We start from the raw sequence: 25,151 nt of genomic DNA, 5'->3' as shown, positions 1-25,151 counted from the left end.
GTGTATTGGAGGTATAGACAATGGATAAAAATTATCGCGAGTATCGAACTGGTCAAGGTGTACCTGAAAAAGGGGAGTATATATGTCAATCCGGGGAAAAGGCAAAATTAAATGAGGATGAGAATTTCCCGGCCTGTCCTGTCAGTGGTGATGAGACAACCTGGAAGAAGGATGATCATTAACATTCGAGTAGCACCCCTACTCGAAAAATATTCTATTAATCTATTCTTTTTGTCGTATTATGTAAACTTTTGACTTCCTTTGTAGAATCTATTGAATATTTTTATAAAAGTAGTCATAATAGATTTCGTTGTGTGTTAAGACTTTTGACCTAACTATTTAATCGCTAGAGAGGGAGAAGATAAATGATTGCATTAGTTGAACCAACTCGAAATAATTTGCCTAAGGAGATTTTAATGAAAAAGAAAGAGATGATTGAATTAGGTATGAAATACGGACTGGCTAATAAACGCACTATAGAATGCAGCCAACAACTTGATGATCTATTAAATGAACATTTTAATGTCAAACAGTCCTACTATACTGCTTGATAGTTTCTATACCTATTGATTGAGGACTGATTTAAACCTCAATCACTCTCAATGATTATTTCAATTAATACATTCGAGTTGGTTTTTAACCCTATTGTTTTGGAGAACCTGGTGGATAATAATAAGGTGGTACTTTAATCCATCCACGCTTACGCATAAGTGTCTTTAAAGTTGTTCCAAACGTTATCCAATCTGTATAAAAATCAAGCCATATCATACCAATATCACTTCTAAGTGAATCCGCTTGTCCTTTAGCACAGGATTGCATACATGTTACTAGCTTAAATGCAACGCCATTTGTAATTTCATTATCTGTCAACTTCACTCCTAAAGGAATTTCGTTCGGTTCTGAATTTGGTTTTGATGACGTCACATCAGGTAACGGAATTCCCTCTTCTTTCATAAACTTACTTAATTTTTTCACCTGGGATTCACACAATTTAATGACATCCTAAGAGCATTTCTTTTACCTCATCATCTGCTGTTGTGTTTAACCCAGATTCTTCATAACGAATGAATTCTTCCATAATTGTAAGGTATTTCCAGCAGTCACCTGCTTCAACTATATTCAGAGGGGATTTTGGTTCATTCATATTATCCATTGACGTTTTCAGTGTGTTCCAAACTGCTTCAAATGGATTAGACATAATTCACACCTCCTCGTTAATATTTTCTCCAATACTCGTAAATAAATGTAATAAAATTGTCTTATAAATCTAATGATATAAAGCTCTTACTTTATCCAGATCCTCTAGGAAGTGTATGATTTCCTTCCGACTCAACGGAACAAGCATTTGGTCATATAATGTAAGAATTTGTCCATTAGCTTCATGTTTATGGTTATTCAGATATTCAGAAAGGTCGTTTAATTGATTTTCTTTAATAATTGACTCCGTTGAAAAATGTTTAATTCTTTGTAAAACAAACTCATTTGTTAAATCATCAAACTCGCCAGAAATTATGTTTCCATTTAAGATCATGATTTCACCCCCTGTCAAAAAGTCCTGTTATTTATAGTTTGCCCCAAAAAGCTCATTTTTTGTAAGTGAACTTAAAAATGTGGCATACCCAATAGGTACACCACACTCTTTTGTTAATTATCAATTTAATAACCCTTAGAAACAACGTCTAATTTCCCTGTGTCAGGATTAATTACTAATCCGTGAACAGGTACATCCTTAGGTATTAAAGGATGGTTCTGAATTGTTGAGACACTTTGCCTTACACTGTCCTCGACACTATCAAACCCCTTTAAAAATTGTTTCAAATCCACTCCGGCATTTTGCAGTGTGTCCAATCTTTCTTCACTTATGCCACGCTCAGTCATCTTGCTCATAATACTCTCTGATTTCAAACTGGACATGCCGCAATCATGGTGACCCACAACACATACCTCATCAGCCTTAAGCTCATAAACCCCAACAAGAATACTTCTCATGATGCTCCCAAACGGATGTGATATAAGCGCACCAGCATTTTTAACTATCTTCACATCACCGTTGCCTACATTCATCGACTTCGGAAGCAGTTCAACCAAACGTGTATCCATACACGAGAGTATAACGAGTTTTTTGTTGGGAAACTTTCCTTTTTGATATTTTTCATATTCTTTGTTTTCTACAAACTTTTCATTATGTGTCAAAATTTCATCTAGTAATGTCATCCAAATTCCTCCTAATGGTTAAATTTATTATCTTTATTTTACTATAAAATAATAATTATGTCGTATTTTGTAAGGTTATGACTTCTTTTGTTGAAACTATTGATATCCGATAGGGAAATTGGCATAATAATTTTTATGTGTTCGAGACTAATTTACTATATAGTTGTAATATAAATGAAAGGAAGTAAATATAATGATTCAGGTAGAAGAAGTACTCCGCTATAATTTAATCGAAGCAATATCAATGAAAAAGGATGAAATGATTCAGCTTGGTATGAAATATGGATTGGCACATTATAAAACAATAAAATGCAGCCAGCAACTAGATAAACTTTTAAATATACATCGTAATGGGACACAGTATTTCCTTAATCATTGACATGTTGAAGTAGATCATTTGCTTTTTGTTGTCAGGATTACACCACTTATTACCGCCACAGCTCCAATAATTTTCATTATTGTAATGGATTCACCTAGCCAAAAATAGGCACCAATCATGGTAACAATCGGCAAAAAGTTCAAAAATACGGAAGCCTGTGATGCGCCAAGTATTCTTACTGCACGATTATAGAAAATTAATGCGAAGAAAGATGGAAATATACCAAGATACACTAGACTGCTTAGATTCATAGGTGTCAACAAGGAAGAAGGTATCCCTGTTATAATCCACTCTGCAACAACAAAAGGGAACAGGACTATAATTGATATTCCACTCATTACTAGAAGTGCAGCATTTTGTGGAAATAGATGCATGTATTCTTTTACAGTAATTGAATAGACTGCCCAGCAGCCAATTGCTCCAATCATGATGCCGTCTCCAACATTCCAGCTCATTTCAACCAACTGAAATATCTTCCCGTCCATAACTACCCAAACAGCACCGACAAGGGATAATATGACTCCAGCCTTTTGTATGTTCCACAGCTTTTCTTTTAAAAGTACAGCACTTAATACGACCGTCACAACTGGTATAACCGTTTCAAGCACTGATACATTTGTTGACGTGGTAAATTGTAATGCGCCATAGATAAATGTATTGAAGAACGTAATTCCTGTTAAAGTCATAATTACAAATGGCTTTTTATATTCCCACATTTTAAAGCGATACGTCCAAGTCTTCTTTAAACCAAAAGGTAAAATGATCATAAAAGCTACTATCAACCGAAAAAACGCAATTGTGAAAGGTGGCAGTTCATTAATAGCTTTCCCCAGAAGAATATTTCCTGCATAGAAGATGACAACAAAAACCATCATTAAGTAAGGATAAATCATAGAATCACTCGCTAATTATTAAGTTAGCCTTAAGCTTATCAAAAATCCTTTCCACTTAAAAAGAAGCTGTACATCTAAAACACAGTACATATAGCTATAATTTATTCCGATTGTCTAATCTCCGCTCGACTTTGAGGCGTTGTCGCTCGAACTGGGTCCGTTGTCGCTCGACTTTGGGGCCTTTCCGCTCGACTTGGGGGCGTTTCCGCTCGACTTTGGTCCGTTTCCGCTCGACTTTGAGGCCTTTTCGCTCGAGTGGGTCCGTTGTCGCTCGATAATCTGCTGCATAAGATACGGATCCATTTCAGTCTGCAACTGCATTTTGGATGATTGGCGCCAAATATCTAAAAAACCGCCTCGACTCATGTTCAGGTCGAAGCGGGTAATTTTTGATTGATTGGATAAGGGGATATCCTCCATATCCAGTCGATAAAACAGCTATATCGTTATACTATTTTACCAGGATTCAACACTCCACCAGGATCAAGAGCTTGTTTGATTTTTTGCATGACAACGAGTGATTCACCATGTTCTCTTGCTTGGTATTTTTGTTTGCCTGTGCCGACACCGTGCTCACCGGTACATGTCCCACCTCTTGCAAGTGCATAATCAACAATTCGTTCATTTACGACATTAGCCTTTTCAATTTCTGCCGGATCATCGACATCTATCATTAATAGAATATGATAATTCCCATCCCCGACATGCCCAACGATACCGCCAGAAAGACCGGATTCATCGACGGCTTCTCTGGCATCTTTAACAGCTCCGGCCAGTTCAGAGATTGGAACACAGACATCCGTTACCATCTGCTTTCTACCCGGATGACCATGAATATATGCGTATGCAGCATTATGGCGGGCTTCCCATAGCTGATTTCTAGCAGCTGTATCTGACTCAAACTCTATTTTTTGACAGTTAATATCCTCAACAATTTCCTTCATAAATTCAACATCTTGCTGTAAGCCTGCCTCGTTACCGTGAAACTCCAGGAATAAAGTAGGTACTTCATTGTAATTGGTGTCACTAAAATGATTCATCTGTTTAATTGACTGCTCATCGACCAGTTCAACTCTTGCAACAGGAATTCCTGCCTGTAATATAGCAATCACCCCGTTAACAGCATCATCGACACTCCCAAATTCTGCTCGGGCAGCCATAATATGCTCGGGAATACCGATAACTTTTAACGTTAATTCGGTAAAACATCCTAGTGTCCCTTCCGAACCAACAAATAGACCATTCAAATGATAACCTGACGATGATTTTGCAGCCATGTTTCCTGTATGGATCACTGTTCCGTCAGCAAGCACAACTTCCATATCACGAACCTGATCCCGCATGATCCCATATCTAACTGCAGTTGTACCGCTGGCATTTGTTGCTGCCATTCCGCCTAATGTAGCATCTGCACCTGGGTCAACTGAGAAAAACAGTCCATACTTTTTCAGCTCTTTATCAAGCTGGGACCTTGTAACACCAGGCTGTACCTTTACTAGAAAGTCATCTTGTCGTACTTCAAGGACTTTGTTCATTAATGAGAAGTCAACGCTTATTCCACCCTCATATGGGATAGCATTACCTTCCAGGCTTGAACCCAGTCCAAATGGGGTGACAGGCATTTTATACTTGTTTGCTAGTTTCATAATATTACTCATTTCATCGGCACTTTCCGGAAAAACGACAATGTCAGGTGAATGTGGTTTATGGTAAGATTCATCTGAACTGTGTTGATCCAAAATTGTATCATTCATGGTAACTCGGTCAGCCGCCAGCACCTGCTGTAGTTCTTCAAAAAGCTTCATAATAAATTCTCCTCGCATCCGTTTTGTATTATTTTTCTTGAGAAATCTGAATTAGGTTTCCGCATGTATCATCAAAAATCGCAAAAGTTACAGGTCCCATTTCTGTTGGTTCTGCTGTGAATTCTACACCGCGTTTTTTCAACCGCTCGTATTCTTGCTGAATATCATCTACCGCAAAGGATGTCGTTGGTGTTCCCTCATTATAAATCGCTTTTTGGTATGTTTTTGCAGCTGGATTATCATTTGGTTCTAAAAGCAATTCAACTGAGTCTGGTTCTTCTGGTGAAACAACAGTAATCCATTTAAAATCTCCGGCTGGCGTATCTGTTTTTTTCACAAAACCCAAAACATCCGTATAAAACCTCAACGCTTTCTCCTGATCCTCCACAAAAACACTCGTTATTTTTATTTTCATCGTTACCCTCCAGTAGTAAACTATTATTTCAATTGTACCATTTATTTTTCAAAATTTTAATTCACTTATACCAATTTGGAATACATTGTCTGAAATGATCATGATCTTCTATCACATCTAATGAGTAAGCCAGCATTCTTTCATAGTTTTCACTGCCAAGTTTCTTCCCCCAAACAAGCGCTGAGACAATATGCATTGCACTATACAAAGCATATAACTGCCAGAATGATTCATTAATGCCAGTATTGGTACGATACCCGTCAATAATTCCTCTGGTAAAAGCGATACTAATTCTTTTTGAAAAAAATCCTAGCTTATGTAAGTCATGAATCGGATCTCCCCAATCCATCCGTTGAAAATCGATGATTCCGGAAAAAGTTTTACCCTGTATTAAGAGATTTGCAGGGTGGAAATCATCATGCTGAAATGTATTGGGTCTGTCCTTCATCAAATGTTCATTCTTCTCTATATATATTGTAAGCATTTCCATGATATTTTCATCTAGATTAATTTCCTTTAGCTGCTCGAGGTATCTATTGTTCTTTTCTCTTTTAACAGAATACCAGGACGGATAATTTACAGGCGCTGAAAATTGATGCAGTTTAGATAATTCTTCACCTGCGTGAAATCCCGCAGCGTATTGCTCCTGTTCCGTTAAGTATTTCAGTGTCACCTCAGCATCTGCACCTGGCAGGTAGTCAAGGACCATGTATACGATTCCTTCATTTATAAGGGATTCAAATTCGAAGCCTTTTGGCACATAATTAGAAAATCCTGCTAGCTTATTTAATGTATTAAATTCTATCTTTCTACTTTCTTGATCCTTAATTGGAAAAATCCTGATAAGATATTTATTATCAACTACATATTTTTTGTCATGCGAGAATCCTTTATTCAGTTCCACAATAGCTTTTGCATTTTTTAAATATGAGATTTTTTCTTCTAAATTAACCAATTGGCCACCACCCTTATAGAATAACAATACGATTAAAAAAGGTACAATTCAATTGGAATTGCACCTTGGTAAATAACTGATTAATCTTCCCGACTGCTTCTCTTTCTTCTCTTAATAATAAAAAATATTGCCAGCCCAACAGCACCAAGGATAATGAGTACTGGTAAATTTCCTATAAAGAAGACGACCAGACTTGAGAAGGCTGATATAAGTACGTTGATACTTTTCATGAACTGTTGCTTTGTTTTTTCCCAGGTATTTAAATCTTCCTCATTAATACTAGATATGGTTACATTTTTTTCTTGAATATGGATCGTTACCGTTGCTAAGTCGGCTTTATTTTGCAGATAATTCATTCGACCTGTTATTTCTTCAATCTCTCCTTGAGTTTTAGCCAAATCATCTGAAATAGTTAAGAGGTCTTCTGTCTTTTCTGCTTTCTCCATAAATGAAAGTAACCGTTTCTCGACAACGCGTTTTGATTTTAATCGTGACTCCAAGTCTATGTATTCCTCGGTCACGTCCTGCCCGGAAATAGAACTTTCCAAAACCTCACTGCTGCCGTCTTCCACTAATTGAACAAATTCTCGAAACTGCTCCTGGGGAATCCGTGCTGTTATCCGTCCATTTGTTGATCCATCTTCAGAGCCACCATGCATGTTTGATTCCACAATATAACCACCACGATTTGATACCTGGTTCTGAATATCATTTATTGCCTGTTGATAATTCTTCACTTCGATACTGAGATTAGCTGTATAAATTATTTTTCGATTTACATCACCGGCTTCCCCATTTTGGGATGCTGCATCTTCCTCTTGAGATCCGCCATCCTCACTTATAGCATCATCACCGCCACTTGAAACACTGCTGTTTTCCTGGGACGACTTCTCTTCCGTATTCACATTGGCTCGATCACTACTCGATTCACTGTCCCCCACTTCATTGCTGCAGGCTGTAATTAAGATACTGATACTAATAATCATGATAACGCGGAATATATATCTAATCCTGACCACCCCTTTTCTCTTTAAAACACAGACGGTATTTAAATGAAAAAAGTTACATATTTGTTTTAGTGAAACTGGCGCTATCAATTACACCTTAATTTTGCCAGGATTTTTAAAAAGTCTATCCTATAATCACTTTTTCCTTAGGATAATGGAATTTATCTTTTGTTACCTTTCCTCTAATAAGGAATAAAAATGAGAATATACCAATCCTACCTACAAACATTAGAAAAATAATTATACCCTTACCAGCATTACTTAAATCAGGAGTAATTCCCATTGACAGTCCGGTAGTTCCAAATGCTGAGGAGACCTCAAAAGCAATTGAAAGCAATGGAAAGGGTTCAACATAATTCAATACTATAATAGCAGTTATACATAACATTGCTGCAGTTGTGATAACAATAAAAGAACGTATGACCTCTTCATTATCAAGCTCCCGCCCAAACACTTTAATACTCGTTCTTCCTTTAGCGTAATTATAAATTGCTAACAGCATTATAGCGAATGTCGTTGTTCTAATACCTCCTCCTACACTACTTGGAGATGCACCAATAAACATTAACACGCACATCATTATAAGAGTCGGGGAAGTAAATTCATTTACATCCATTGTTGCCAGACCACCATTTCTGGTCGTAACCGACTGAAATAGACTATAAAATATTCTTTCATGCCAGCTTTTATCCGCAAAGAACAATGAATTATGTTCTAAAATTAAAATTAATAGCCACCCGGCTAAGATAAGTGCAAAGAACGTTACCGTGGTAAGTTTTGAAAATAAAGAGAAACTATGTTTTGGGTTACGTTCATGATAATCTCCTCTTATAAAATCCTGTAGTTCCAGTAATACCGGGAATCCAATTGCCCCTAAGGTTAATAAAATAATATTGATAAATTGAACGAAATAGTCATTAGCAAAAGGAACAAGCGATGAGCCAGTTATATCAAAACCAGCATTCGTCGTAGCACTAACTGCACCGAAAAATCCTTGTAATAATGCTTCTTGCCATGTGTCAAAGTAAGATAGAAAGTATGTACTTAATATAATAGTACCTATTAATTCAATTAGTAATACAATCTTAAGGATTTTTAACAATAATTGAACGAGCCCTCCTAAAGTTGTTTGGTTTTGGTCAATCTGAATGAGTTGTCTACCTCTTAGGCCAACTTTTTTCCCGAGAAGAATCCAAATAAAAGTTCCTAAGGTCATTATCCCAATCCCGCCAAACTGCAATACTACAGAAAGCGCAATACTTCCAGCAGCATTAAACGTATCCGCAGTTGAAACAACTGTGAGTCCTGTAACACTGACAGCACTTACAGAAGTAAACAAAATATCAATAAACGTTAAATCCACACCTTCATTATGAAAGAAAGGAATACTCAGTAATAACATCGAAAATATAACTGCTATCAAATAGAACAAGACGATTAGTCTAATTGTAGATAGGTAACTTACTTTAAATAATTTTGAAAATTTATTCATTAGAAAGTCTCCTTGCGTTTTAAAAGACAACTTTATATGATAATAAACTGTATTATACAGGAAAGTAAATAAGTAATTCTGTAATTTTTTCTATAAAAAATAATCGTTCAATAAAAGAACGATTATTTACTAATAAATGAGCAATTTTTATGTTTTCTTAGCCTACATTCTTAAATACATTAATTAAAAACAGAATCGCACCGACTACAATCATAATAGATCTAATTATCGTTAAAACTATGATTGAATGGTTAGATGTTAATAGCATAATAAAGAGTGTACCTTGCATGAGTGGTAAACCGATATTATGCAGCCAAAAATGAATTGTTGCTAACTTTCGTCTCACCAGCCTTTGGAAAACAATAATAAATAATTCTTAGAAAACTTGGCTTATCGCCAAGCCTTAGTTGCACTTATGCAGTAAGAAAGTATTTATACTTTCTTAACTGCCGAATAAAGCGAGTGACACCCAACCTAACAAATTTAAATGTGCATGAACAGAAGTGAAACTAAAATTTTCTGTAATGCCCATTGTAAGCCCTAAACAAACTCCTAAGACAGAGTATACTGCTGCAATCTTAAGAAACCGCGCGGCAATATGACGACTCCCTCCTTCCATCCTCCTTATCTAGAATTATAGATAAATAAATGTTTAAAAAATCGATTAATTCTTTGATAATTTGTTATGGGCTATATGTTAGAATAATTTTATGTTAAATATCGAGGTGTAGAATATTGAATCAATCAATCGTAAAAGCAAATACAACGTATACAGCGGCAATTGCTGATATATGTGCAGCGGGATGGAAACAGACAGTAGAAGGAAAGTTAAGCCAAGAGTACCAAACGAAAAATGTTGATTTTTGGTATAACCATGAAAAAGTTTATCATGACATAAAAGCCGGGCTTTATTCACATGTAGCACTATTCAACTCAGAAGCTGTCGGAGTAATTGGTGGCGCTATGACCGGTCCTAATGTGGGAGAGATATTTGTCCTTTATGTAGATGAGACGTATCGATATAAAGGAATAGGAAAACGTCTTCTGGAAGTATTTACGAAACAGCAAATTGACAGTGGCGCAACTGAGCAATGGGTATCGGTGCAGGACGAAAATCAGCGGGGTATCCCTTTTTATGAGGCAAGAGGCTTTCTGTATCAAAAGGAAAAAAATTCAATTACCGACACCGGAGAGAAACAAGTTTCCTTACGCTATTCCAGACAACTGGATTAGTATATTACAGAAAGGAACACTAAGCGGAACTAGCACACACATAGCTGACCAGACGGATCCTCATTCCGTTATTTGTGACAAATCCCTTGTTTCGAGCTTAGCTTCGGATCGTCATTCCGTTATTTGCCTTTTTTAACCCCATATTCCATTGATTTTGTACTTTTAGCGGAACCAGGATCCGCTTCACCCCTCTTAGACCAGCTTTTGTCATTTTAGCGGAATGAGGATCCACTTCACCTCTTGCTGAAGTGGTCTGCATTTCACAAGTCCATTTTTTCATAAACGCAGCATTTTTAAGTATCCCTTTACATGGAAATGACGTGTGTATATTGATAGTTTCACCCTTGAGATAAAGCGTTATAATTTTTACTTGTTATCTCACCTAAATTATTGTACAATAATAAATAATTGATTAATCAATCAATTAAAGGAGGCGTTACCTTGGCTAAACCAAGATCTGGTGAAAAGCGCACTAAGATTTTTCGGACTGCACTCCGACTTTTTGCTCAAAACGGATACTCAAAGACAACTATCAAAGACATTGCTGCAGAATCCAATGTCAGCTTTGGCACTGTATTTACCTACTTCGAGAACAAGGAGGAACTTTTCCATCTATGCGTAACAGAACCAATTGAAGAATTTCGGCATCATCTGCTTGAAACAAGTGGGATCCTGGAATACTTTTCCATAGATAAGTTAAAAGAAATGATTAACGAACATGTTGCGTATTTTTTAGAGAAAGAAGATTACTTACGGGTGATTCAATATGTAATTGGGCAGCCGGAAAGATTCTCTAAGATGATGGAAGAATTGGATCTGTTTTCAGATGAATTCATGTCATTCGTTCAGAATGTTGTCAAAACAGGCATGGAAAAAGGTGTTCTACCAGAAAGTAATCCTGAAGAAGTTGGATATGGTTACCTCGCTTTTCTTATGGGGGCTCGGCTGACATTCACCGATTACCCAGGAGTACAATTAACCAATGCTTTAGAAAAACAGGCCTATCGATTGTTCGGAATTGGTATTTAGGGGGAAGTTAAATGAAACGATTCAACTCTTTACATAAATCTATTAAAATACGCCTGTATTTGCAATTTGCTACTGTCTTGGCAACTGCCACCATCATGCCTTACATCGCGGTTTATTTCACCGGATTAGTTGGCCCCAAAATAACCGGACTGCTTGTAGTACTTGTCATTTGCTCCGGTATCATAGGTGGATTACTCGGCGGATATTGGTCGGATCAGATTGGACGAAAAAAGCTGCTCGTCCTCGCTGAATTGGGTCTTGGTATCTCCTTTTTAGCAATTGCTTTCGTTAATTCTCCATGGACGGTAATGCCTTATGTCAGTTTTGCATTCTTTTTAATAAACATGTTCAGTAATGGGATATATATTCCTGTTTCAACTTCCATGATTTACGATTTGGTACAAAAAGAAGATCGTACATTTGTTTTTACTGCAATATATTGGATTGCAAACTTGGGAACAGCGCTCGGGACTATAACAGGGGCATTCCTGTTTGAGGAATATCATTTTTATTTATTTATTTTTGTCGCTTCCATAGCACTTCTTTCTTCAGTCATTACATACTTATACATCAGTGAGACATTCACCAAAAAAGTTGGAGAATCTGACAAGGTAATAAAATCACCATCCATATGGTCCAATTATCAACATGTTTTAAAAGACCGTATTTATATCATTTTTCTGATTGGAACATTGTGTGTAGTCTCGCTTGAAAGTCATCTAACTAATTATATAGCAGTTCATTTACAAAATACAGTTGAGGAAACTTCCTTGTTCGGATTCATTACAATCGATGGGATAAATATGATAGGAATTTTGCACGCAGAAAACACATTACTTATCGTATTAGCAGTTGGCCTGGTAAGCTGGTTAATTAAAAAAACATCTGATTACACGCGGCTTATCTACGGAATGGCAATCTACGTGTGCAGCTACGCCATTTTAAGTTACACTTCTGCCCCATTACTGCTGATTGGATTGATGGTATTCATTTCAATTGGTGAACTAATGTATGCTCCAGTTCGCCAAAGTTTGCTTGCTGATTTGGCAGACGAATCCCATCGCAGCTCCTACCTTGCGCTGAATAGTTTCATGGATCAAGGGACAATGATTTTAGCAGGTGCCGTCATCACAATTGGAGGAATCTTGCCGGGATATATTATAAGCAGCGGTTTCCTGTTAGCGGGTATGACAGGAGTGTTTTTGATGGCTTATGTCGTGAATCAGCTAAAAAGAAATGAGCATAATCAACAAAAGCAAACTGGATAGCTCACTTCTTTTATGGATTCTTTTAGTGACCTTTAACCTGAAAGATGTGAAGCCTGGTTAAAATCTCTTACATTCCACTTTTCTTCTTGGAAATAAATATTGCTTATACAGGCGTTAACTAGTTTGGTTTTTCCTGCACCTATCTCACCATTTGAAATAGTGCCGAGGATAGAATTTATAACTGCACCATGAGCTACAAGCAACACCATACTGCCCTGGTAAGTTTGGTTTATTTCATGAATGCCTGTCATAATTCGTTCTTTAAATGACTGCTCGTCCTCCTGATTTGGAAATATTTTATCCGGAAATCTTTCTAACCTCTCTTGTGGTGTCGTTCCTTCAGCATCACCAAAAGATTTTTCCTTAAAAGCAGCCATTTCAGCAAAAGGGATATTCAATTTTTCATTTATAATCTCAGCCGTTTGCTTCGCTCTTGTCAATGGACTTGTAATTATTACATCCCATTGCGAGGACTCTAAAAATGCAGCGCATTCCTCAGCCTGCAAAATACCTGTTGTATTTAAAGGTATATCCGTCGCTCCCTGCAGCTTTTGGGATGCGTTCCAATCTGTTTCTCCATGTCTTATTAAGCATATAGTAGTGATGATTACATCCTCCCTTATTTCCTGGTTTTAATAAATACCTCATAGGTAAATCCTTTTTCCCATTATAACCTGAACATCATCCATTGATATAACTGCAGCATTTTCCTTAATAACTTCCCACCCCTTGCTTATGTATAAATTTATCGCAGGGTTGTTTTCTACCGAAGTTGTTAAAACGGATGTATCATGATCAATCTCGCTTAGTAGTCTATCATGCAATTTTCGACCGACACCCATGCGCCTAATATTGGTGTCTACGGCTAATTCAACAAACTCGAAACAATCGCTTAACCATTCGATTTGTTGTTGGTCTGTCAATTGTGCTGCCAGTTTTTCACGATAAAATTGATCAAGCAAGCTTGTATATCCATATGAAAATCCAATTAACGTTCCACTTTCATCTTTGGCCTTTAATCCCTTGAAACCTTCATAGCTAGTATGTTTATTGATATTTTCAACAGTATTTTCAAAGTCCATGGAAGTATAGTTATCTCCTATAAACGTTTTACAGTAAAGTCCTGCAACGCTATGTAAATCTTCATCCTTTTTACCAAACGGAGTAATCATATTGTTATTAATCATTGAACCTCTTCTCCCAATTCGCCTTTGTATATGCAATGATTATTCCTAGTCGTTGCATGTTAGTTTTGCTTGTACGGCCTGACCTGCAAGTAATCTTAATACGTGGTATCCGCAATTGTTTCATATTTCAACCCCAACCCATCTTCAACAGTGACACGGAGTTCAACATTAGCTTCCTCGCCTATCTCATCTTCAAGATTGTAGGAGTTATGATAGTTGATATTTTCAGTAAAAGAATCGGAGTGCATACCCTGATTCCTCTCTAATATATCCATTTCCTTGATGGGTTCTCCATCTACATATAGCAAGGCCTTGGCGCTTTTCACTTTTAAATCATCTTTATTTTCTGCAAGCATAAACTCCTGCTCTAAGCGATTATGAATGCTTATATTCACTTCAAATTGCCCATTACCTCTTGGATGTAAAAAAGCATCAATCATGATCCGATTGTCTAACTGTTCTTTAAATTTCAGGTTTAACAAGTCCTCACTTCTCTTACCATCCGCTGAAGTCGCTATTACTTGTGTTTCATAATTTCCTTTCAATGGAAAAGTATGCTCTAGAGAATAGTTTAGCCCACCTTTATTATTAACTTCAAGCTCCGTCCACTCCTGAGTACCTTCTTCTCGATATAAGAAAGCTAACTTCTCTTCATCAAGCAGGTCTCGTAAACTCCATTCTAAAATCACGTCAATTTTATTTTCCTCTAAATCGACATTAGTAATTTTATATTCTTTTTCTGGTATCCATAATTGCTCTCGTAAGAATTTATCCATCTGTGAATTTACTTGCGAAGATATATTTCGTACAGAATTGTTTACATTTTGGACTTCACCTTGCATATTATCTAACGTCTGTATTCTGTCCTCTACATTACTAATTTTAACGTAGTTTAATAGACTAAAGATTATAAGAATACCAATTGCTATACTATAAATTATGTTTTGTTTTGACAAATCTCTACCCCCATAATAAAAAATTAGAAACCAATTACTAAATTTAAATTAACTCTATTTTACATCTATAGTAACTCTTTGTTATCTTCAATTTCAAAATTAACCCCTCCTGTTTCACTAAATGAAGTATCGACCCGACGTCATCGTAAAAATTTATCGTATTTATCAATTACATCCATATCTAACCCAGTAGTTGATTGAGCTTCCCTTTGCATTGATTCGTTACATTTTTTACAGACATAGTATGCTTTTGGATTTGCTTTAATTTTTTGGTACTGAGAATCTGAATAATCAATTGTATAACTCTTTTTACAGAAAAAGCACTTTGTTTTTATCATTCTTACCCGCTCCCCTATCCTGGATTTGTAAACTTCAATAGTTTTTCGCTCACATCGATAATTGGCTGCTGATTACAGGCTGTAAATCAATAAATATCTGGGTTTCAAGCGTCCTCATCCTCTGGGAAAACATACTTATTTTTTATACAGAGCTTTGTTAGTGTACTATTTGTTTAACAAGCTGTTCTGCAATATTAAGAGAATCCTGCTTATTTATTTCATCATTAAATATCACATTTAAATTGTACGAACCTTCTCCAGTATTAATTGTAAATATTGCATGCTTATCGTCAGCTAAAGTTTGAACTTTTTCTCCTGAAATAGTTGTAACTTCAGAGTTAACTATTTTAGTTTCAGAGTTACTTACCTCAATATAAAAGTCATTCCTGCTGTCAGGGTTCCCGAATAAAACATTCATTTTATGCCCTTTTCTTAAAAGCTCTTTTTCTTCCCTAGTTAGCTCAGGTAAATTGTCTTTTTCAATGGTATACCCAAACCGAACTCTCTTCTTCTCACCAACAGGAGGATATTCAATACTAGCAAAGTTCATAACAAAGCCTTGAAATTTTGGAATTTCGACATTATATTTGACCTCATAATTAATCTGATCCTGAACGGTTTGAGTTGTAGCCTGCTTGCTACAGCCTGATACTATGAAGACCATAATCATAGTAAATAAAAATATTCTCAGCGTCATCAACCCCCAAAGTTGAAGAACTCCCTACTATATATATTTCGCCAAATATGTCCAAATTCCTTTAAACAATTGGATTGTTCCAATAGTTGGGCACCATTAAAATTAAATAAATATTATATTTTTAAAATGAATTTTTTGTAGATATAATTCGTCTTATATATAGAAAAAATTATCAAATGGGAGGATGGTGCCTCGTTGGATAAGTTTGTCGAGCAATACCGGAACAACGAAATTGATAAAGACCAGTTAATTCAAGAATTGATGACACATTACGGGTCACAGGTCACAAGATTGGCCTACTCCTATGTCAAAGATGTACAGACTGCTGAAAATATCGCACAGGATGTATTCATTAAATGTTATAAAAAGATGCATCATCTTAAAAAAGGTTCAGCTATTAAACCGTGGATCAACAGCATCACTATCAACAAGTGCAAGGATCACTTTCGAAGTGGATGGGTAAAACATCTGCGTCTCAATGTAGACTTTTCTAAATTTATTAAAAGCACGGCTCCATCTCCAGAAACCGAGATGGCAAAAAAGGATCAGCATGACGAACTTACTAAAGAAGTCCTTTCCCTTCCTGTTAAATACCGGGAAGTAATCATCTGTTATCACTTTCAAGAGCTGTCTATCAATGAAACCAGTGAACTGCTGAATGTAAAAGTGCCAACAGTCTCGTCAAGATTAAGAAGAGCTCGTCTAATGCTGAAAGAAAAACTGGAGGGGGACCATAAATGAAGGAAAGACTAAACGAATTCTCAAAAAAATCCACCTTAAACAACATTGATTTTTCTGAAGAGAGCCGTGAACAGGTGATGCAACAGATCTCAAAGAAAAGTAAAGTAAATGTATTTTCAATGTGGAACAAAAGAATATTGAGCGCAGCAACACTCTTGCTTTTATTAATGGTTCCAGCCTATATCACCTTTAACTCATTACAGGATGATGCAACAGATCCGAACGAAAATCTATCTGGGCCAAGTGAAGATTCTGAGGTACAGACAGTTGAACCAGAAAAACCACCACTCGAAGACTTGGATAATCAGTATGAAAGCATGATTATGCAAGAATATAATGAACAACTAGAGGTAGTAAATTATGACACGAAACAGGAGCTGACTGATGCCTTTACCGAAATAATGAGTCAGGACTTAGCAATACAAAGTGCAGATCAATTTTTCCGTGTAAACAATGGAGAACTATTTGTCAGTGAGTCAGGAGGACCAGCGCTAATTGATTTCGATACAGAATATAACTTAACCAAAATTAGTGATAAGGAGTACGAATTAACACAAACACAAGAAAGCGAATTTACAGGGAATATCCGTTTGACCGTTACCTATCAATATCAAGAAGGTGACTGGATTATCGCAGATAGAAACGCGGAATCCTTGGACAGTCAATAATAATAAATTTAAAGCACCGCATTTGCGGTGCTTTTTGCAACTTACCAAGTCTATGATGAAACTTCCACAATTTCACTATTTTCAATCGGCTTCCCCTTATAAACTAAAGCCCCATGATTATTAGAATGCAGTGATACTCTTATTTTAGTTTTTCCTTCCTCCAAATCACCTAAATTAAAATAATCTCCATATAGACGGTTTATCTTTTCACCATTTATGTATAAATGAACATGGCCTTCATTATAGCTTGGAATATCAGACCCTACCTTATCAGGTACAAACGTAAAATGCTTTGTTTTGAGGTGTAAAAGCCATGTATTCGGACGATCTTGTGAAACTTTAACCTCCACAGAAGGTACCGTATATCCTTCTGGTATCTCAACTGGTTTATGGGTTATATGCCCCTCACTATTGATTAAGTGCGAGTTCTGATTTACAAAATAAAAAAATAATACTAAAAAGATTACTGTAAAGCCAGTAAAACTCCTTATCTTTTTCATCCTTATTCCTTTTTGATTAGATAAATTATACATACTAGTCATCCGCTTTGATACCTGCGCTTTATAAGAAAACCAATAATTACAAGTACAACTCCTATTGCTAAAAAAACTAAGTCGTATAACAGAGGATTTTCAGCTGCTGGTCTAACACGATGAACTTGCAATATATGATGATCAATTATTCCTTCGACAATATTGAATACTCCACCACCTATAAAGACGCCACTGCTGAAAATCATCCAGCTATGCCCCAGTTTATTATGTCGTGCATCCTGAAAAATTTTAACCCCACCCCAAATAAGCAAAGCCGAAAATGCAGCAGTAAATAACCCATCGGTAATAATCTCAAGCTTAATGTTAGGATTAAGTACCATATGATGCCATTGCAACAGCTGATGAAAAACAATTCCGTCAACAGCTCCCAATAATCCCAATCCAAGAATAACAGCTGCTATGAATAAATTTTTATCTTCTTTAGTCAAATATATCATCCTTTAAATGGTAGTTCGCTACTTCGATTAATGCCCAAAATGAAGAGGAATATACCATATTACGTAAATTTTAAAGAATGGGTTCAAACTTCACCGGGAGTCACAATCCAAAAAAATAGCGCAATTCTCTTTTTAAGAATTGCGCCGAGATTTATATTTATATCTATATCTATTGATTGCCTGTAGCTTCTTCAGCAGTTGACGGTGTTTCCTCATTTGAACCTTTAGCTGCTGAAGCTTCATGATAATACTTTTCTCTTTGAGAACCAAAATGATCAGCATTTCCACGGGATACATAACTCTCAAGCATTGCCTTCAAATCCATTCCCGTTGTTTCTTTTAATGATTCCTGAATACCGAGCATCGTTGACGTCACACTGTTTGTTATTTTTGATGTACCACCCTGTGAATTTTCTCCGCCCATATCAATCACTTTCATATCCTGAATCTGTGATAGTGGAGCGGCAACTTTTTCAGCGTAATCAGGCAGCACATTGATAAGCATTTCTACAATAGCTGCTTCCCCATATTGCTCCATCGCTTTTGCCATGCGTTCTTTCGATTCAGCTTCGGCAATACCACGCTGACGAATAACTTCTGCTTCTGACTCACCTTTAATGCGGCCCTTTTCTGCTTCTGCTTCAGCTGCTTTCGTCGTTTTATATGCTTCAGCATCTGCTATTGAGCGGCGACGTTTGTTTTCTTCTTCCTCAAGCTCAACGGCACGCTGTTTTTCAATATATTTTACTTTAAGTTCTTCATCTTTCACCTGCTGGGCTAATTTTTGACGTTCCAACTCACCAGCTTGCTCTGCATTTGCTCTAGCGCGATTGGTTTCTTTTTCAAATTCAGCTTCCTTAATATCTTTGTCATTTTTGGATTGGGCAATCGCTGTTAAACGACGATTTTCTTCATCTTTAGCTTCCTGGTCATTTTGTGCTCGATAGATGCGTGTTTCCTTCTCCGCATCAGATTCTGCCTGATCTGCAAGCTTTTGTACTTCTGCAATATGCGGGCGTCCTAATGCATCAATATAACCATTCTCAACGTCAACATCTTCAACATCATTTAAGGCAAAAGATGTAATTTCAAATCCCATACCTTTAAGGTCTGCTTCAGCAATTTTCTTCACCTGTGTATTTACTTCTTTAAAGTCGTTATAAATCTTTTCAATTGAAAGTGAAGCAATAATTGCACGCAAATGCCCGTTTAATACATCTCTTAGTTCAGCCTCGCGTTCACTTTGCTTCTTACCAAGGAATTTTTCAGCAAAGTTGGCCATAATCGCTAATTCACTTCCAATACTGATGACAGCAGTGCTGACCACTCTAACCGGAATACCTTCCTTTGTGTATGCTTTCTCTGAGTCAACTTTCAGTTGGAAGGATGTTAAATCAATTGGTGTAGCAGTTTGAAACATACGCAGACGATAGCCACCGCCACGTATAATCTTAACCGAACGCCCATTTTCATCCTGGAATACATTTGTATCCTGTTCAGGATCTCCAAGCTTAGGACCTGTTACAATCAGTGCCTCATTAGAACTTGCTGTTTTATAGCGCAGTCTAAAAATGAAAAATGCTATTGCCCCTGCAATAATTGCTACAACACCAATAATTGCTAAAATCATTAAAAATAATGCATCTTGAAACATGTAAAAAATCCGCTCCCTTATAAAAATTTATAATTCAATCCAATGTAATAAATGGATATATTACAATACGAATACATCTGTATAAAGTTTCAATATTTGAATAATTTGTTCTTAAAGTACAAATTATTGTCCCTTTAGTAAGAATGTAGCTTGAACTTGCATAACATATTGGCTACACAACGCGTAATTCTAGTTATTTCTGATTCTTCCATCAGCGATGTAAAGAGAGTTATTGCTTCTTTGGCATATCCTTGACTAAATATGGTTTAACCTTTAACATAGCGATCCGTAATAATTATTTAACAAAATTTATGAGCAAAATTTATGACAATATAAGAATAAAATTATATAATACTTTTATAATATAATACTCTTGGGAATAACTTTTAACAGCAAAGTCGTCATTACAGAGTTCGAGATTTACGCGAGTTATGAGTACACGACTCTATTCAAAATTCGTGAAATGGTCACTCTTTGTTGCCAACGATGTTATTAGCAAGACCTTACCATATATGATGGTTAGGTCTATTTTTAGCAGTTAAGAAGTTTTCTTAGCAGATAAGAAAGTATAAATACTTTCTTACTGCATAAGTGCAACTAAGGCTTTCGCCATTAAGGCTTGGCGATAAGCCAAGTTTTCTAATAAAACCAAAATGTAAGGAGAGATGTTTGGTTATGAATAATTTCATGATGAATAATATGCCTGCCTTTATTGAAAAGGAAATACAGACAATTACCGATATAGTTAAGCCACAGTTGAAAAAGAGTTCAAGATACCTTTTAATTGCGATACCTTTACTAGCAATTTCATTTACGAATTTGATTTTGTTATTAATCGTAGGCGGATGGAATATGGACAATATGCTTTATCTAGCGTTATACGCTTTAATGGGGGCAGTTGGTATTGCATTATATAAAGAATCGAAACATGTAAAAAAAGAAATGCAGCAGATAAGCATGGAGCATATCATTGAAAGAATCAATAAAAGTGAGCATATGAATGATTATGCTAAGAATCAATACGTTCAGAACATTAAGGCTAAACCCAAATTCGGGTTCCATACCTTTTTAACCTTCTTAACAGAAGAAGATCAGCGTAAACAGCGAATAATGGAAAATTGATTATTATCGAGAACCTTTAGTTTATAAAGGTTCTCTTTTTTCGGCAATTAAGAAACCACCATGGCTGCTGAATGCGCAGCCACCATCTAATTTTTCATATAGCAAATTTGAGTTTAGCGGACACCAGGGACCTTATTTGGCAAAAATTCACAAAATGGTGGTGTTTGCGGACACCAAGGACCTTATTTCACACAAATACAGTCAAATAACCATGATATTTGTATAATAAGGGCTTCTGTGTCCAGATAACTTCGAGAAAGTTACTTTTATATAGAAATAGCGTCTCCTGTGTCCGCTAAAATCAAGTTGTAGAGGTATTTTCATACAAAGTATAAATAATTTCTACTGCATAAGTGCAACTAAGGCTTATCTATATTAAAGATGGAGATAAGCCAAGTTTACTAATAAAATTATTGCATGTTATACCATGCCAAAGCACTTCTTTCTGTTTTCATGACAAATTCTGCTTTTCCATTTATGTAGGACTCCATATCATAGGGATGCTGATCCATAAGATTACGCTTTAAGGTCCCATACTCTTTTGCCAGGTCTTGGTGAGCACGTAAATAATCCCTAAATGCAAGATGTCGGTCAATGTGTGGACTCCCTGATTCAAAGACATGAATATGGTGTGTTCGATTATCTCCACCCTTCTGAAAATAACGGCGACCTACTATTCCATACTCACCCTTTGCCTCATATCCGATGCCTTCCATTGATCTGTTGTAAGAATCAACCTCAATGATGTTTTTAACAACTGGCATGATGTCAATTACTGGTTTTGCTTCAAGTCCCTGTATTGACGTACTTCCAATATGATGAATTTCTAATACCTCTTGGCCAAGAATTGCCCTTAATTTTTCCGCTTCTTCTTTAAACATCAATGGCCACTGATCATTATGTGGTGTGACTTCTACCTTTCTCATTAAGATACACGCGTGCCATTCTCGACAGGTTCGTCCGGCCTCAGAAGCACTACATCATCTTCACCCGGTACACCGCCTATCACCAGGACCTCAGACTTAAAGCCAGCCACACGCATTGGAGGAAAGTTCACTACTCCTGCTACTTGACGTCCAACTAGCTGTTCAGGTTCATAACGATGTGTGATTTGAGCAGAAGATTGCTTTATGCCTATTTCGCCAAAATCAACCTCCAACTTAATTGCCGGTTTTCGTGCTTCAGGGAAGGGTGCTGCTTTCACTACTGTTCCAATTCGTATATCCAGTTCCATAAAATCTTCAATTGTTGCCAAAGTTATTACCTCCATTATTTTTTATTTGCTCTAAGATTTATTTTATCCATAATTCAGCCAAAAAAAGCAGATTAATTATCTTTGTCCTCGGAACCCCAATCATAATCTGATTTCCCCAGAAAGTATAGAAAACCTGCTGATGACAGAATAGCTAAAACTGCTATTATAAAGCCCATTATCAGATCCTCCTATAAAAATATATCTTCAAGCTGTTTTTTATTTGTAACAACGATTGTCTTATTAGAATACATTCCATACTTTTCAAAGAAGTTGGGCTTTCCTTTTTCTTCAAATCGTCTGTTCCATTTAAACATTTTGAAAAATATTTTAAGCGTGGGCGTATAATTTGATTATTCTAAGCCAATTTTCTGTAATATAAACCGCTTCAAAATTCGATAGTTCCTGATCGCATATCTTGTATCTAAAAAGATAATCATGTCTGCATTATCAAAACTTTTCGATACCCATTCTTCGTTATGAACACCTTCTATTACCCAAGCATCAGAATCGATTAAAGTATTTAAATATTCTTCTCTTTCTTTTTCAGATCGTCTTATGTCTCCAGCTTTGTGTCTTTTCCATACAACATTATCCAATTCATGAAAAGGAACTTCTAACTTAGATGCTAATTTTTTTGCTAATGTCGTCTTTCCACTTCCAACTGAACCTAAAATATGTATCTTATTAGGAAGGTTTTTGGTTTCCATACTTTCTGCACCTGCTTTTATTGTTTAAGATACAATACCCTATACTCTTCATCATAATAGATATCATTGATAATGAGTGCACGTTTTTCCGTGCCGAATACTTTAAAGCCTAGTTTACTATAAAGTTTCTTTGCACTTTCGTTCGTTGTTACGACCGTTAAATTAAGATTTTCTATTGTTTTCATTGATTTTGCGTGGTTGATTGCTTCTAATAGAATTTCATTACCAACACCTAATCCACGCATTTTAGGACTTACATACATTGCAAATATGTTTGCTTTATGTCTTAGTTTCAACGGCGCTTCCTGCATTAAAGTAACAACACCAATTAGATCATTATTATGGAATGCTCCAAATGTGAAGCTCCCCTCTTTTGATAGGTTCTTTGCTACACCTTCGACTGGATTTTCTCTGCTCATAGCCTCTTCATAGCTTGTAGCAAACGCCTCTGGATTTTGTTCTAATGCTTCTAATCTTAAATCCCAGTATTTTTTTGCATCTGATGCATCTAATAGTCTAATATCCATAAGTTCTCCTTTGTCGATTTTCAGTTACATAGCCCCTCCACCACCGAACGGACGTCTCCCTCTTTCTTTTTCAACTGCAATTTCCGTTTCTTTTTCCTGTTCTGTCTTTTCACGATGTGGATTTTTACTACGCTTTTTCTTCTTACGTTTGTCGAGAAAAATCATAAAAAAAATAAATATAACCAAGAATATTCCCCATAAGACATTTGAAATCACTCTATCACCCCCATAACTTTCACTAAAATTATCCCTCCACCATGGCTTGGTATACTAATTCTTCATCATTTATTTCTACTATTACTGATGAAGGGGGATACTCATCATAATCCTTACCATTCGACATAAAAATTTTAGTTCCTTTTGGAAGTTTAGTTGCAAAAAAGTTCCTATACCACCAAGTAGCTGTTGTCTGCTTTTTTATTTCACCAATCTCTTCTCCCTTGGTATATTGATTATCATCAAGCCATTCCCTATCCGAGACATTTGAATAGATTAACCCATCTAACTTAAGGATATCCGCATCAGGGTTTCCTTTTAAAATATCCCTTGCGGTGGGGTTGCCTATACCACCAGAATTGAATGGAAATGTATTAGTTAAGGCTAAGGTTGCCATAATGCCTAACAAGAGGCACAGGGCTATGTAGATGATTACTTTCAAATCTCCCCCCTCCTCATCTTAAAGACTATTTATCTCTGGGCTATTGATCATTTGCATGCAGCGTAACACTTACAACTTCCGGGCGGTTAAAGATTCTCTGAGGAATAATACTATTACCAAGACCTCTGCTAACAATCATTGCAGAGCCGTTTTCAACATATTTTCCTGCTGTATAATTTGGAAATAGGCCTTGGTCAGGAGCAATTACTCCACCAATAAAAGGTAACCTAAACTGACCACCATGTGCATGACCGGAAAAGGTAAGATCTATCTTATGATCCTGGTATACGGAAAACATTTCTGGCCGATGTGATAAAAGAATTGAGAATTCAGCACTCATCTTAATCTTTAGGCTGTCTATCGATTCACTTACGATACCTTTCTCAGCATAGGAATCTTCAGCTCTTGCAGGGTCATCAATACCCGAAATTGCTATACTACTACCTTTTACCTGAATTAGTTCACTTGAATTCCGAAGCACACTGACTCCCGCACCTTCTAAGTCATTCTCCAGGGAACTATATTCCTCTGACCACCATTCATGATTCCCGGTTACGAAATATACAGGTGCAATTGTAGCGATATTTTCCATTAATATAATACCCGGTTTTTTATTAAAGTCTTTCTGATCGACTATATCTCCGGTAAAAACTATTAAATCAGGATTTTCATTTTTAACACGTTCTACTAATCTCTTTTGATTTTCTCCAAAGGATTTACTGTGTAAGTCAGACAGATGAACAATCCTGTAACCATCAAAGCCTTCTGGCAGTTCATCAGAGTGAACATCTAATTCCGTTGTCGTTAAAACGTTATTTTGATGATAGGAGAGCGCAATTGCGAAAACAATTATTGCCAGTACGAGTAGTAACTTCTTTTTCGTGAAAAATTTCAATTTAAATGCCCTGCCTATCGAGTTAGACTACAATCTAACTGAATTTTATCACAATTTATTTACCC

36 protein-coding genes are annotated in these 25,151 nt (G+C 36.3%); 9 read left to right on the top strand and 27 right to left on the bottom strand.

Features of this window, described 5'->3' with window-relative positions; translation table 11 throughout:
- Positions 1–20: 20 nt before the first annotated feature.
- Both BLS02_RS18990 and BLS02_RS12355 read left to right on the top strand, forming a co-directional pair.
- Positions 21–182, top strand: a complete 162-nt coding sequence (locus BLS02_RS18990) for a hypothetical protein (protein WP_175476849.1) — start codon at positions 21–23, stop codon at positions 180–182.
- Positions 183–365: 183 nt separating this feature from the next.
- Positions 366–551, top strand: a complete 186-nt coding sequence (locus BLS02_RS12355; RefSeq protein ID WP_092493347.1) for an aspartyl-phosphate phosphatase Spo0E family protein — start codon at positions 366–368, stop codon at positions 549–551.
- A gap of 91 nt (positions 552–642) precedes the next feature.
- Here the strand turns inward: BLS02_RS12355 and BLS02_RS19200 are convergent, their stop codons facing one another.
- The 4 genes from BLS02_RS19200 to BLS02_RS12340 all read right to left on the bottom strand — a co-directional run bounded on the left by BLS02_RS19200 (position 643) and on the right by BLS02_RS12340 (position 2,214).
- The gene (locus tag BLS02_RS19200; protein ID WP_254788768.1) at positions 643–990 is read right to left on the bottom strand and encodes a DUF3231 family protein; all 348 of its coding nucleotides are present in this window, start codon (positions 988–990) and stop codon (positions 643–645) included.
- A gap of 1 nt (position 991) precedes the next feature.
- Complete coding sequence (locus tag BLS02_RS19195; RefSeq protein WP_254788767.1) at positions 992–1,198, bottom strand: hypothetical protein; 207 nt, start codon at positions 1,196–1,198, stop codon at positions 992–994.
- A gap of 69 nt (positions 1,199–1,267) precedes the next feature.
- Entirely contained in the window at positions 1,268–1,531 is a 264-nt protein-coding gene (locus BLS02_RS12345) for a hypothetical protein (protein WP_092493346.1), read from the bottom strand.
- 125 nt (positions 1,532–1,656) lie between these two features.
- Positions 1,657–2,214: a beta-class carbonic anhydrase gene (locus BLS02_RS12340; RefSeq protein ID WP_092493345.1), complete on the bottom strand. Its 558-nt coding sequence runs from the start codon at positions 2,212–2,214 to the stop codon at positions 1,657–1,659.
- A 193-nt stretch (positions 2,215–2,407) separates the two neighbouring features.
- Between BLS02_RS12340 and BLS02_RS12335 the strand changes: the two genes are divergently transcribed.
- A complete protein-coding gene (locus tag BLS02_RS12335) occupies positions 2,408–2,593 on the top strand; it encodes an aspartyl-phosphate phosphatase Spo0E family protein (protein WP_092493344.1) in 186 nt (61 codons plus the stop codon).
- Positions 2,594–2,607: 14 nt separating this feature from the next.
- Here the strand turns inward: BLS02_RS12335 and BLS02_RS12330 are convergent, their stop codons facing one another.
- The 7 genes from BLS02_RS12330 to BLS02_RS19190 all read right to left on the bottom strand — a co-directional run bounded on the left by BLS02_RS12330 (position 2,608) and on the right by BLS02_RS19190 (position 9,779).
- Positions 2,608–3,486 carry a DMT family transporter gene (locus BLS02_RS12330; RefSeq protein ID WP_092493343.1) on the bottom strand — a complete coding sequence of 293 codons (879 nt, stop codon included), beginning with the start codon at positions 3,484–3,486 and terminating at the stop codon, positions 2,608–2,610.
- 446 nt (positions 3,487–3,932) lie between these two features.
- Entirely contained in the window at positions 3,933–5,291 is a 1,359-nt protein-coding gene (locus BLS02_RS12325) for an FAD-binding oxidoreductase (protein ID WP_092493342.1), read from the bottom strand.
- A 28-nt stretch (positions 5,292–5,319) separates the two neighbouring features.
- Positions 5,320–5,706: a VOC family protein gene (locus BLS02_RS12320; RefSeq protein ID WP_092493341.1), complete on the bottom strand. Its 387-nt coding sequence runs from the start codon at positions 5,704–5,706 to the stop codon at positions 5,320–5,322.
- A gap of 61 nt (positions 5,707–5,767) precedes the next feature.
- Positions 5,768–6,661 carry an aminoglycoside phosphotransferase family protein gene (locus BLS02_RS12315; RefSeq protein WP_092493340.1) on the bottom strand — a complete coding sequence of 298 codons (894 nt, stop codon included), beginning with the start codon at positions 6,659–6,661 and terminating at the stop codon, positions 5,768–5,770.
- 80 nt (positions 6,662–6,741) lie between these two features.
- On the bottom strand, positions 6,742–7,680 hold the full coding sequence (locus BLS02_RS12310) for a DUF4349 domain-containing protein (protein WP_139180793.1): 939 nt from the start codon (positions 7,678–7,680) through the stop codon (positions 6,742–6,744).
- A 112-nt stretch (positions 7,681–7,792) separates the two neighbouring features.
- The gene (locus BLS02_RS12305) at positions 7,793–9,160 is read right to left on the bottom strand and encodes a TrkH family potassium uptake protein (protein WP_092493338.1); all 1,368 of its coding nucleotides are present in this window, start codon (positions 9,158–9,160) and stop codon (positions 7,793–7,795) included.
- 442 nt (positions 9,161–9,602) lie between these two features.
- Positions 9,603–9,779 carry a hypothetical protein gene (locus BLS02_RS19190; RefSeq protein ID WP_175476851.1) on the bottom strand — a complete coding sequence of 59 codons (177 nt, stop codon included), beginning with the start codon at positions 9,777–9,779 and terminating at the stop codon, positions 9,603–9,605.
- Between the two features lie 116 nt (positions 9,780–9,895).
- On the opposite strand from BLS02_RS19190, the gene BLS02_RS12295 reads away from it, so the two are divergent.
- Complete coding sequence (locus tag BLS02_RS12295; protein ID WP_092493337.1) at positions 9,896–10,393, top strand: GNAT family N-acetyltransferase; 498 nt, start codon at positions 9,896–9,898, stop codon at positions 10,391–10,393.
- A gap of 97 nt (positions 10,394–10,490) precedes the next feature.
- On the opposite strand, the gene BLS02_RS12290 is transcribed toward BLS02_RS12295, so the two are convergent.
- Positions 10,491–10,673, bottom strand: coding sequence for a hypothetical protein (locus tag BLS02_RS12290; RefSeq protein ID WP_092493336.1), 183 nt, complete (start codon positions 10,671–10,673; stop codon positions 10,491–10,493).
- 161 nt (positions 10,674–10,834) lie between these two features.
- Between BLS02_RS12290 and BLS02_RS12285 the strand changes: the two genes are divergently transcribed.
- Positions 10,835–11,422 carry a TetR/AcrR family transcriptional regulator gene (locus tag BLS02_RS12285; RefSeq protein ID WP_175476852.1) on the top strand — a complete coding sequence of 196 codons (588 nt, stop codon included), beginning with the start codon at positions 10,835–10,837 and terminating at the stop codon, positions 11,420–11,422.
- An 11-nt stretch (positions 11,423–11,433) separates the two neighbouring features.
- On the top strand, positions 11,434–12,690 hold the full coding sequence (locus tag BLS02_RS12280; RefSeq protein ID WP_092493334.1) for an MFS transporter: 1,257 nt from the start codon (positions 11,434–11,436) through the stop codon (positions 12,688–12,690).
- Between the two features lie 32 nt (positions 12,691–12,722).
- Here the strand turns inward: BLS02_RS12280 and BLS02_RS12275 are convergent, their stop codons facing one another.
- The 5 genes from BLS02_RS12275 to BLS02_RS12255 all read right to left on the bottom strand — a co-directional run bounded on the left by BLS02_RS12275 (position 12,723) and on the right by BLS02_RS12255 (position 15,868).
- Positions 12,723–13,295: a histidine phosphatase family protein gene (locus tag BLS02_RS12275; protein ID WP_092493333.1), complete on the bottom strand. Its 573-nt coding sequence runs from the start codon at positions 13,293–13,295 to the stop codon at positions 12,723–12,725.
- Between the two features lie 39 nt (positions 13,296–13,334).
- On the bottom strand, positions 13,335–13,877 hold the full coding sequence (locus BLS02_RS12270) for a GNAT family N-acetyltransferase (protein WP_092493332.1): 543 nt from the start codon (positions 13,875–13,877) through the stop codon (positions 13,335–13,337).
- A 95-nt stretch (positions 13,878–13,972) separates the two neighbouring features.
- Positions 13,973–14,833 carry a hypothetical protein gene (locus tag BLS02_RS12265; protein WP_092493331.1) on the bottom strand — a complete coding sequence of 287 codons (861 nt, stop codon included), beginning with the start codon at positions 14,831–14,833 and terminating at the stop codon, positions 13,973–13,975.
- A gap of 140 nt (positions 14,834–14,973) precedes the next feature.
- Positions 14,974–15,171 (bottom strand): DUF2197 domain-containing protein, encoded by a 198-nt coding sequence (locus BLS02_RS19425; RefSeq protein WP_092493330.1) that lies wholly within the window; start codon positions 15,169–15,171, stop codon positions 14,974–14,976.
- 157 nt (positions 15,172–15,328) lie between these two features.
- Positions 15,329–15,868, bottom strand: a complete 540-nt coding sequence (locus BLS02_RS12255) for a hypothetical protein (RefSeq protein WP_092493329.1) — start codon at positions 15,866–15,868, stop codon at positions 15,329–15,331.
- A gap of 195 nt (positions 15,869–16,063) precedes the next feature.
- On the opposite strand from BLS02_RS12255, the gene BLS02_RS12250 reads away from it, so the two are divergent.
- Together BLS02_RS12250 and BLS02_RS12245 are read left to right on the top strand one after the other, a co-directional pair.
- Positions 16,064–16,609, top strand: coding sequence for a sigma-70 family RNA polymerase sigma factor (locus BLS02_RS12250; RefSeq protein WP_092493328.1), 546 nt, complete (start codon positions 16,064–16,066; stop codon positions 16,607–16,609).
- Positions 16,606–17,277 (top strand): hypothetical protein, encoded by a 672-nt coding sequence (locus BLS02_RS12245; protein ID WP_092493327.1) that lies wholly within the window; start codon positions 16,606–16,608, stop codon positions 17,275–17,277. The genes BLS02_RS12250 and BLS02_RS12245 overlap by 4 nt, the downstream gene beginning before the upstream one ends.
- A gap of 50 nt (positions 17,278–17,327) precedes the next feature.
- Here BLS02_RS12245 and BLS02_RS12240 read toward each other — a convergent pair whose 3' ends face one another.
- The 3 genes from BLS02_RS12240 to BLS02_RS12230 form a co-directional block, all read right to left on the bottom strand.
- Complete coding sequence (locus BLS02_RS12240; RefSeq protein ID WP_139180792.1) at positions 17,328–17,777, bottom strand: hypothetical protein; 450 nt, start codon at positions 17,775–17,777, stop codon at positions 17,328–17,330.
- 38 nt (positions 17,778–17,815) lie between these two features.
- Positions 17,816–18,259, bottom strand: coding sequence for a DUF2243 domain-containing protein (locus tag BLS02_RS12235; RefSeq protein WP_245736142.1), 444 nt, complete (start codon positions 18,257–18,259; stop codon positions 17,816–17,818).
- Between the two features lie 178 nt (positions 18,260–18,437).
- Positions 18,438–19,922 (bottom strand): flotillin family protein, encoded by a 1,485-nt coding sequence (locus BLS02_RS12230; protein WP_092493324.1) that lies wholly within the window; start codon positions 19,920–19,922, stop codon positions 18,438–18,440.
- A 675-nt stretch (positions 19,923–20,597) separates the two neighbouring features.
- On the opposite strand from BLS02_RS12230, the gene BLS02_RS12225 reads away from it, so the two are divergent.
- Complete coding sequence (locus tag BLS02_RS12225) at positions 20,598–21,044, top strand: DUF5392 family protein (RefSeq protein ID WP_092493323.1); 447 nt, start codon at positions 20,598–20,600, stop codon at positions 21,042–21,044.
- Positions 21,045–21,454: 410 nt separating this feature from the next.
- On the opposite strand, the gene BLS02_RS12220 is transcribed toward BLS02_RS12225, so the two are convergent.
- The 7 genes from BLS02_RS12220 to BLS02_RS12190 form a co-directional block, all read right to left on the bottom strand.
- Entirely contained in the window at positions 21,455–21,970 is a 516-nt protein-coding gene (locus BLS02_RS12220; RefSeq protein WP_092493322.1) for a GrpB family protein, read from the bottom strand.
- The gene (gene csaA / locus BLS02_RS12215) at positions 21,970–22,299 is read right to left on the bottom strand and encodes a chaperone CsaA (RefSeq protein ID WP_092493321.1); all 330 of its coding nucleotides are present in this window, start codon (positions 22,297–22,299) and stop codon (positions 21,970–21,972) included. The genes BLS02_RS12220 and csaA overlap by 1 nt, the downstream gene beginning before the upstream one ends.
- A 350-nt stretch (positions 22,300–22,649) precedes the next feature.
- Positions 22,650–23,006, bottom strand: a complete 357-nt coding sequence (locus BLS02_RS12210) for an AAA family ATPase (protein ID WP_368073015.1) — start codon at positions 23,004–23,006, stop codon at positions 22,650–22,652.
- Positions 23,007–23,023: 17 nt separating this feature from the next.
- A complete protein-coding gene (locus BLS02_RS12205) occupies positions 23,024–23,533 on the bottom strand; it encodes a GNAT family N-acetyltransferase (RefSeq protein ID WP_092493320.1) in 510 nt (169 codons plus the stop codon).
- Between the two features lie 24 nt (positions 23,534–23,557).
- On the bottom strand, positions 23,558–23,749 hold the full coding sequence (locus BLS02_RS12200; protein ID WP_092493319.1) for a SelK/SelG family selenoprotein: 192 nt from the start codon (positions 23,747–23,749) through the stop codon (positions 23,558–23,560).
- Between the two features lie 28 nt (positions 23,750–23,777).
- Positions 23,778–24,191, bottom strand: coding sequence for a hypothetical protein (locus BLS02_RS12195; RefSeq protein ID WP_092493318.1), 414 nt, complete (start codon positions 24,189–24,191; stop codon positions 23,778–23,780).
- A 40-nt stretch (positions 24,192–24,231) separates the two neighbouring features.
- A complete protein-coding gene (locus BLS02_RS12190) occupies positions 24,232–25,086 on the bottom strand; it encodes a metallophosphoesterase (RefSeq protein WP_092493317.1) in 855 nt (284 codons plus the stop codon).
- Positions 25,087–25,151 lie beyond the last annotated feature (65 nt).

It is taken from the genome of Virgibacillus salinus, from assembly GCF_900102415.1.
GTDB lineage: Bacteria > Bacillota > Bacilli > Bacillales > Amphibacillaceae > Lentibacillus > Lentibacillus subterraneus.
The sequence above is the reverse complement of the archived record's forward strand: the minus strand, read 5'-3'. Positions and strand labels throughout refer to the sequence as shown.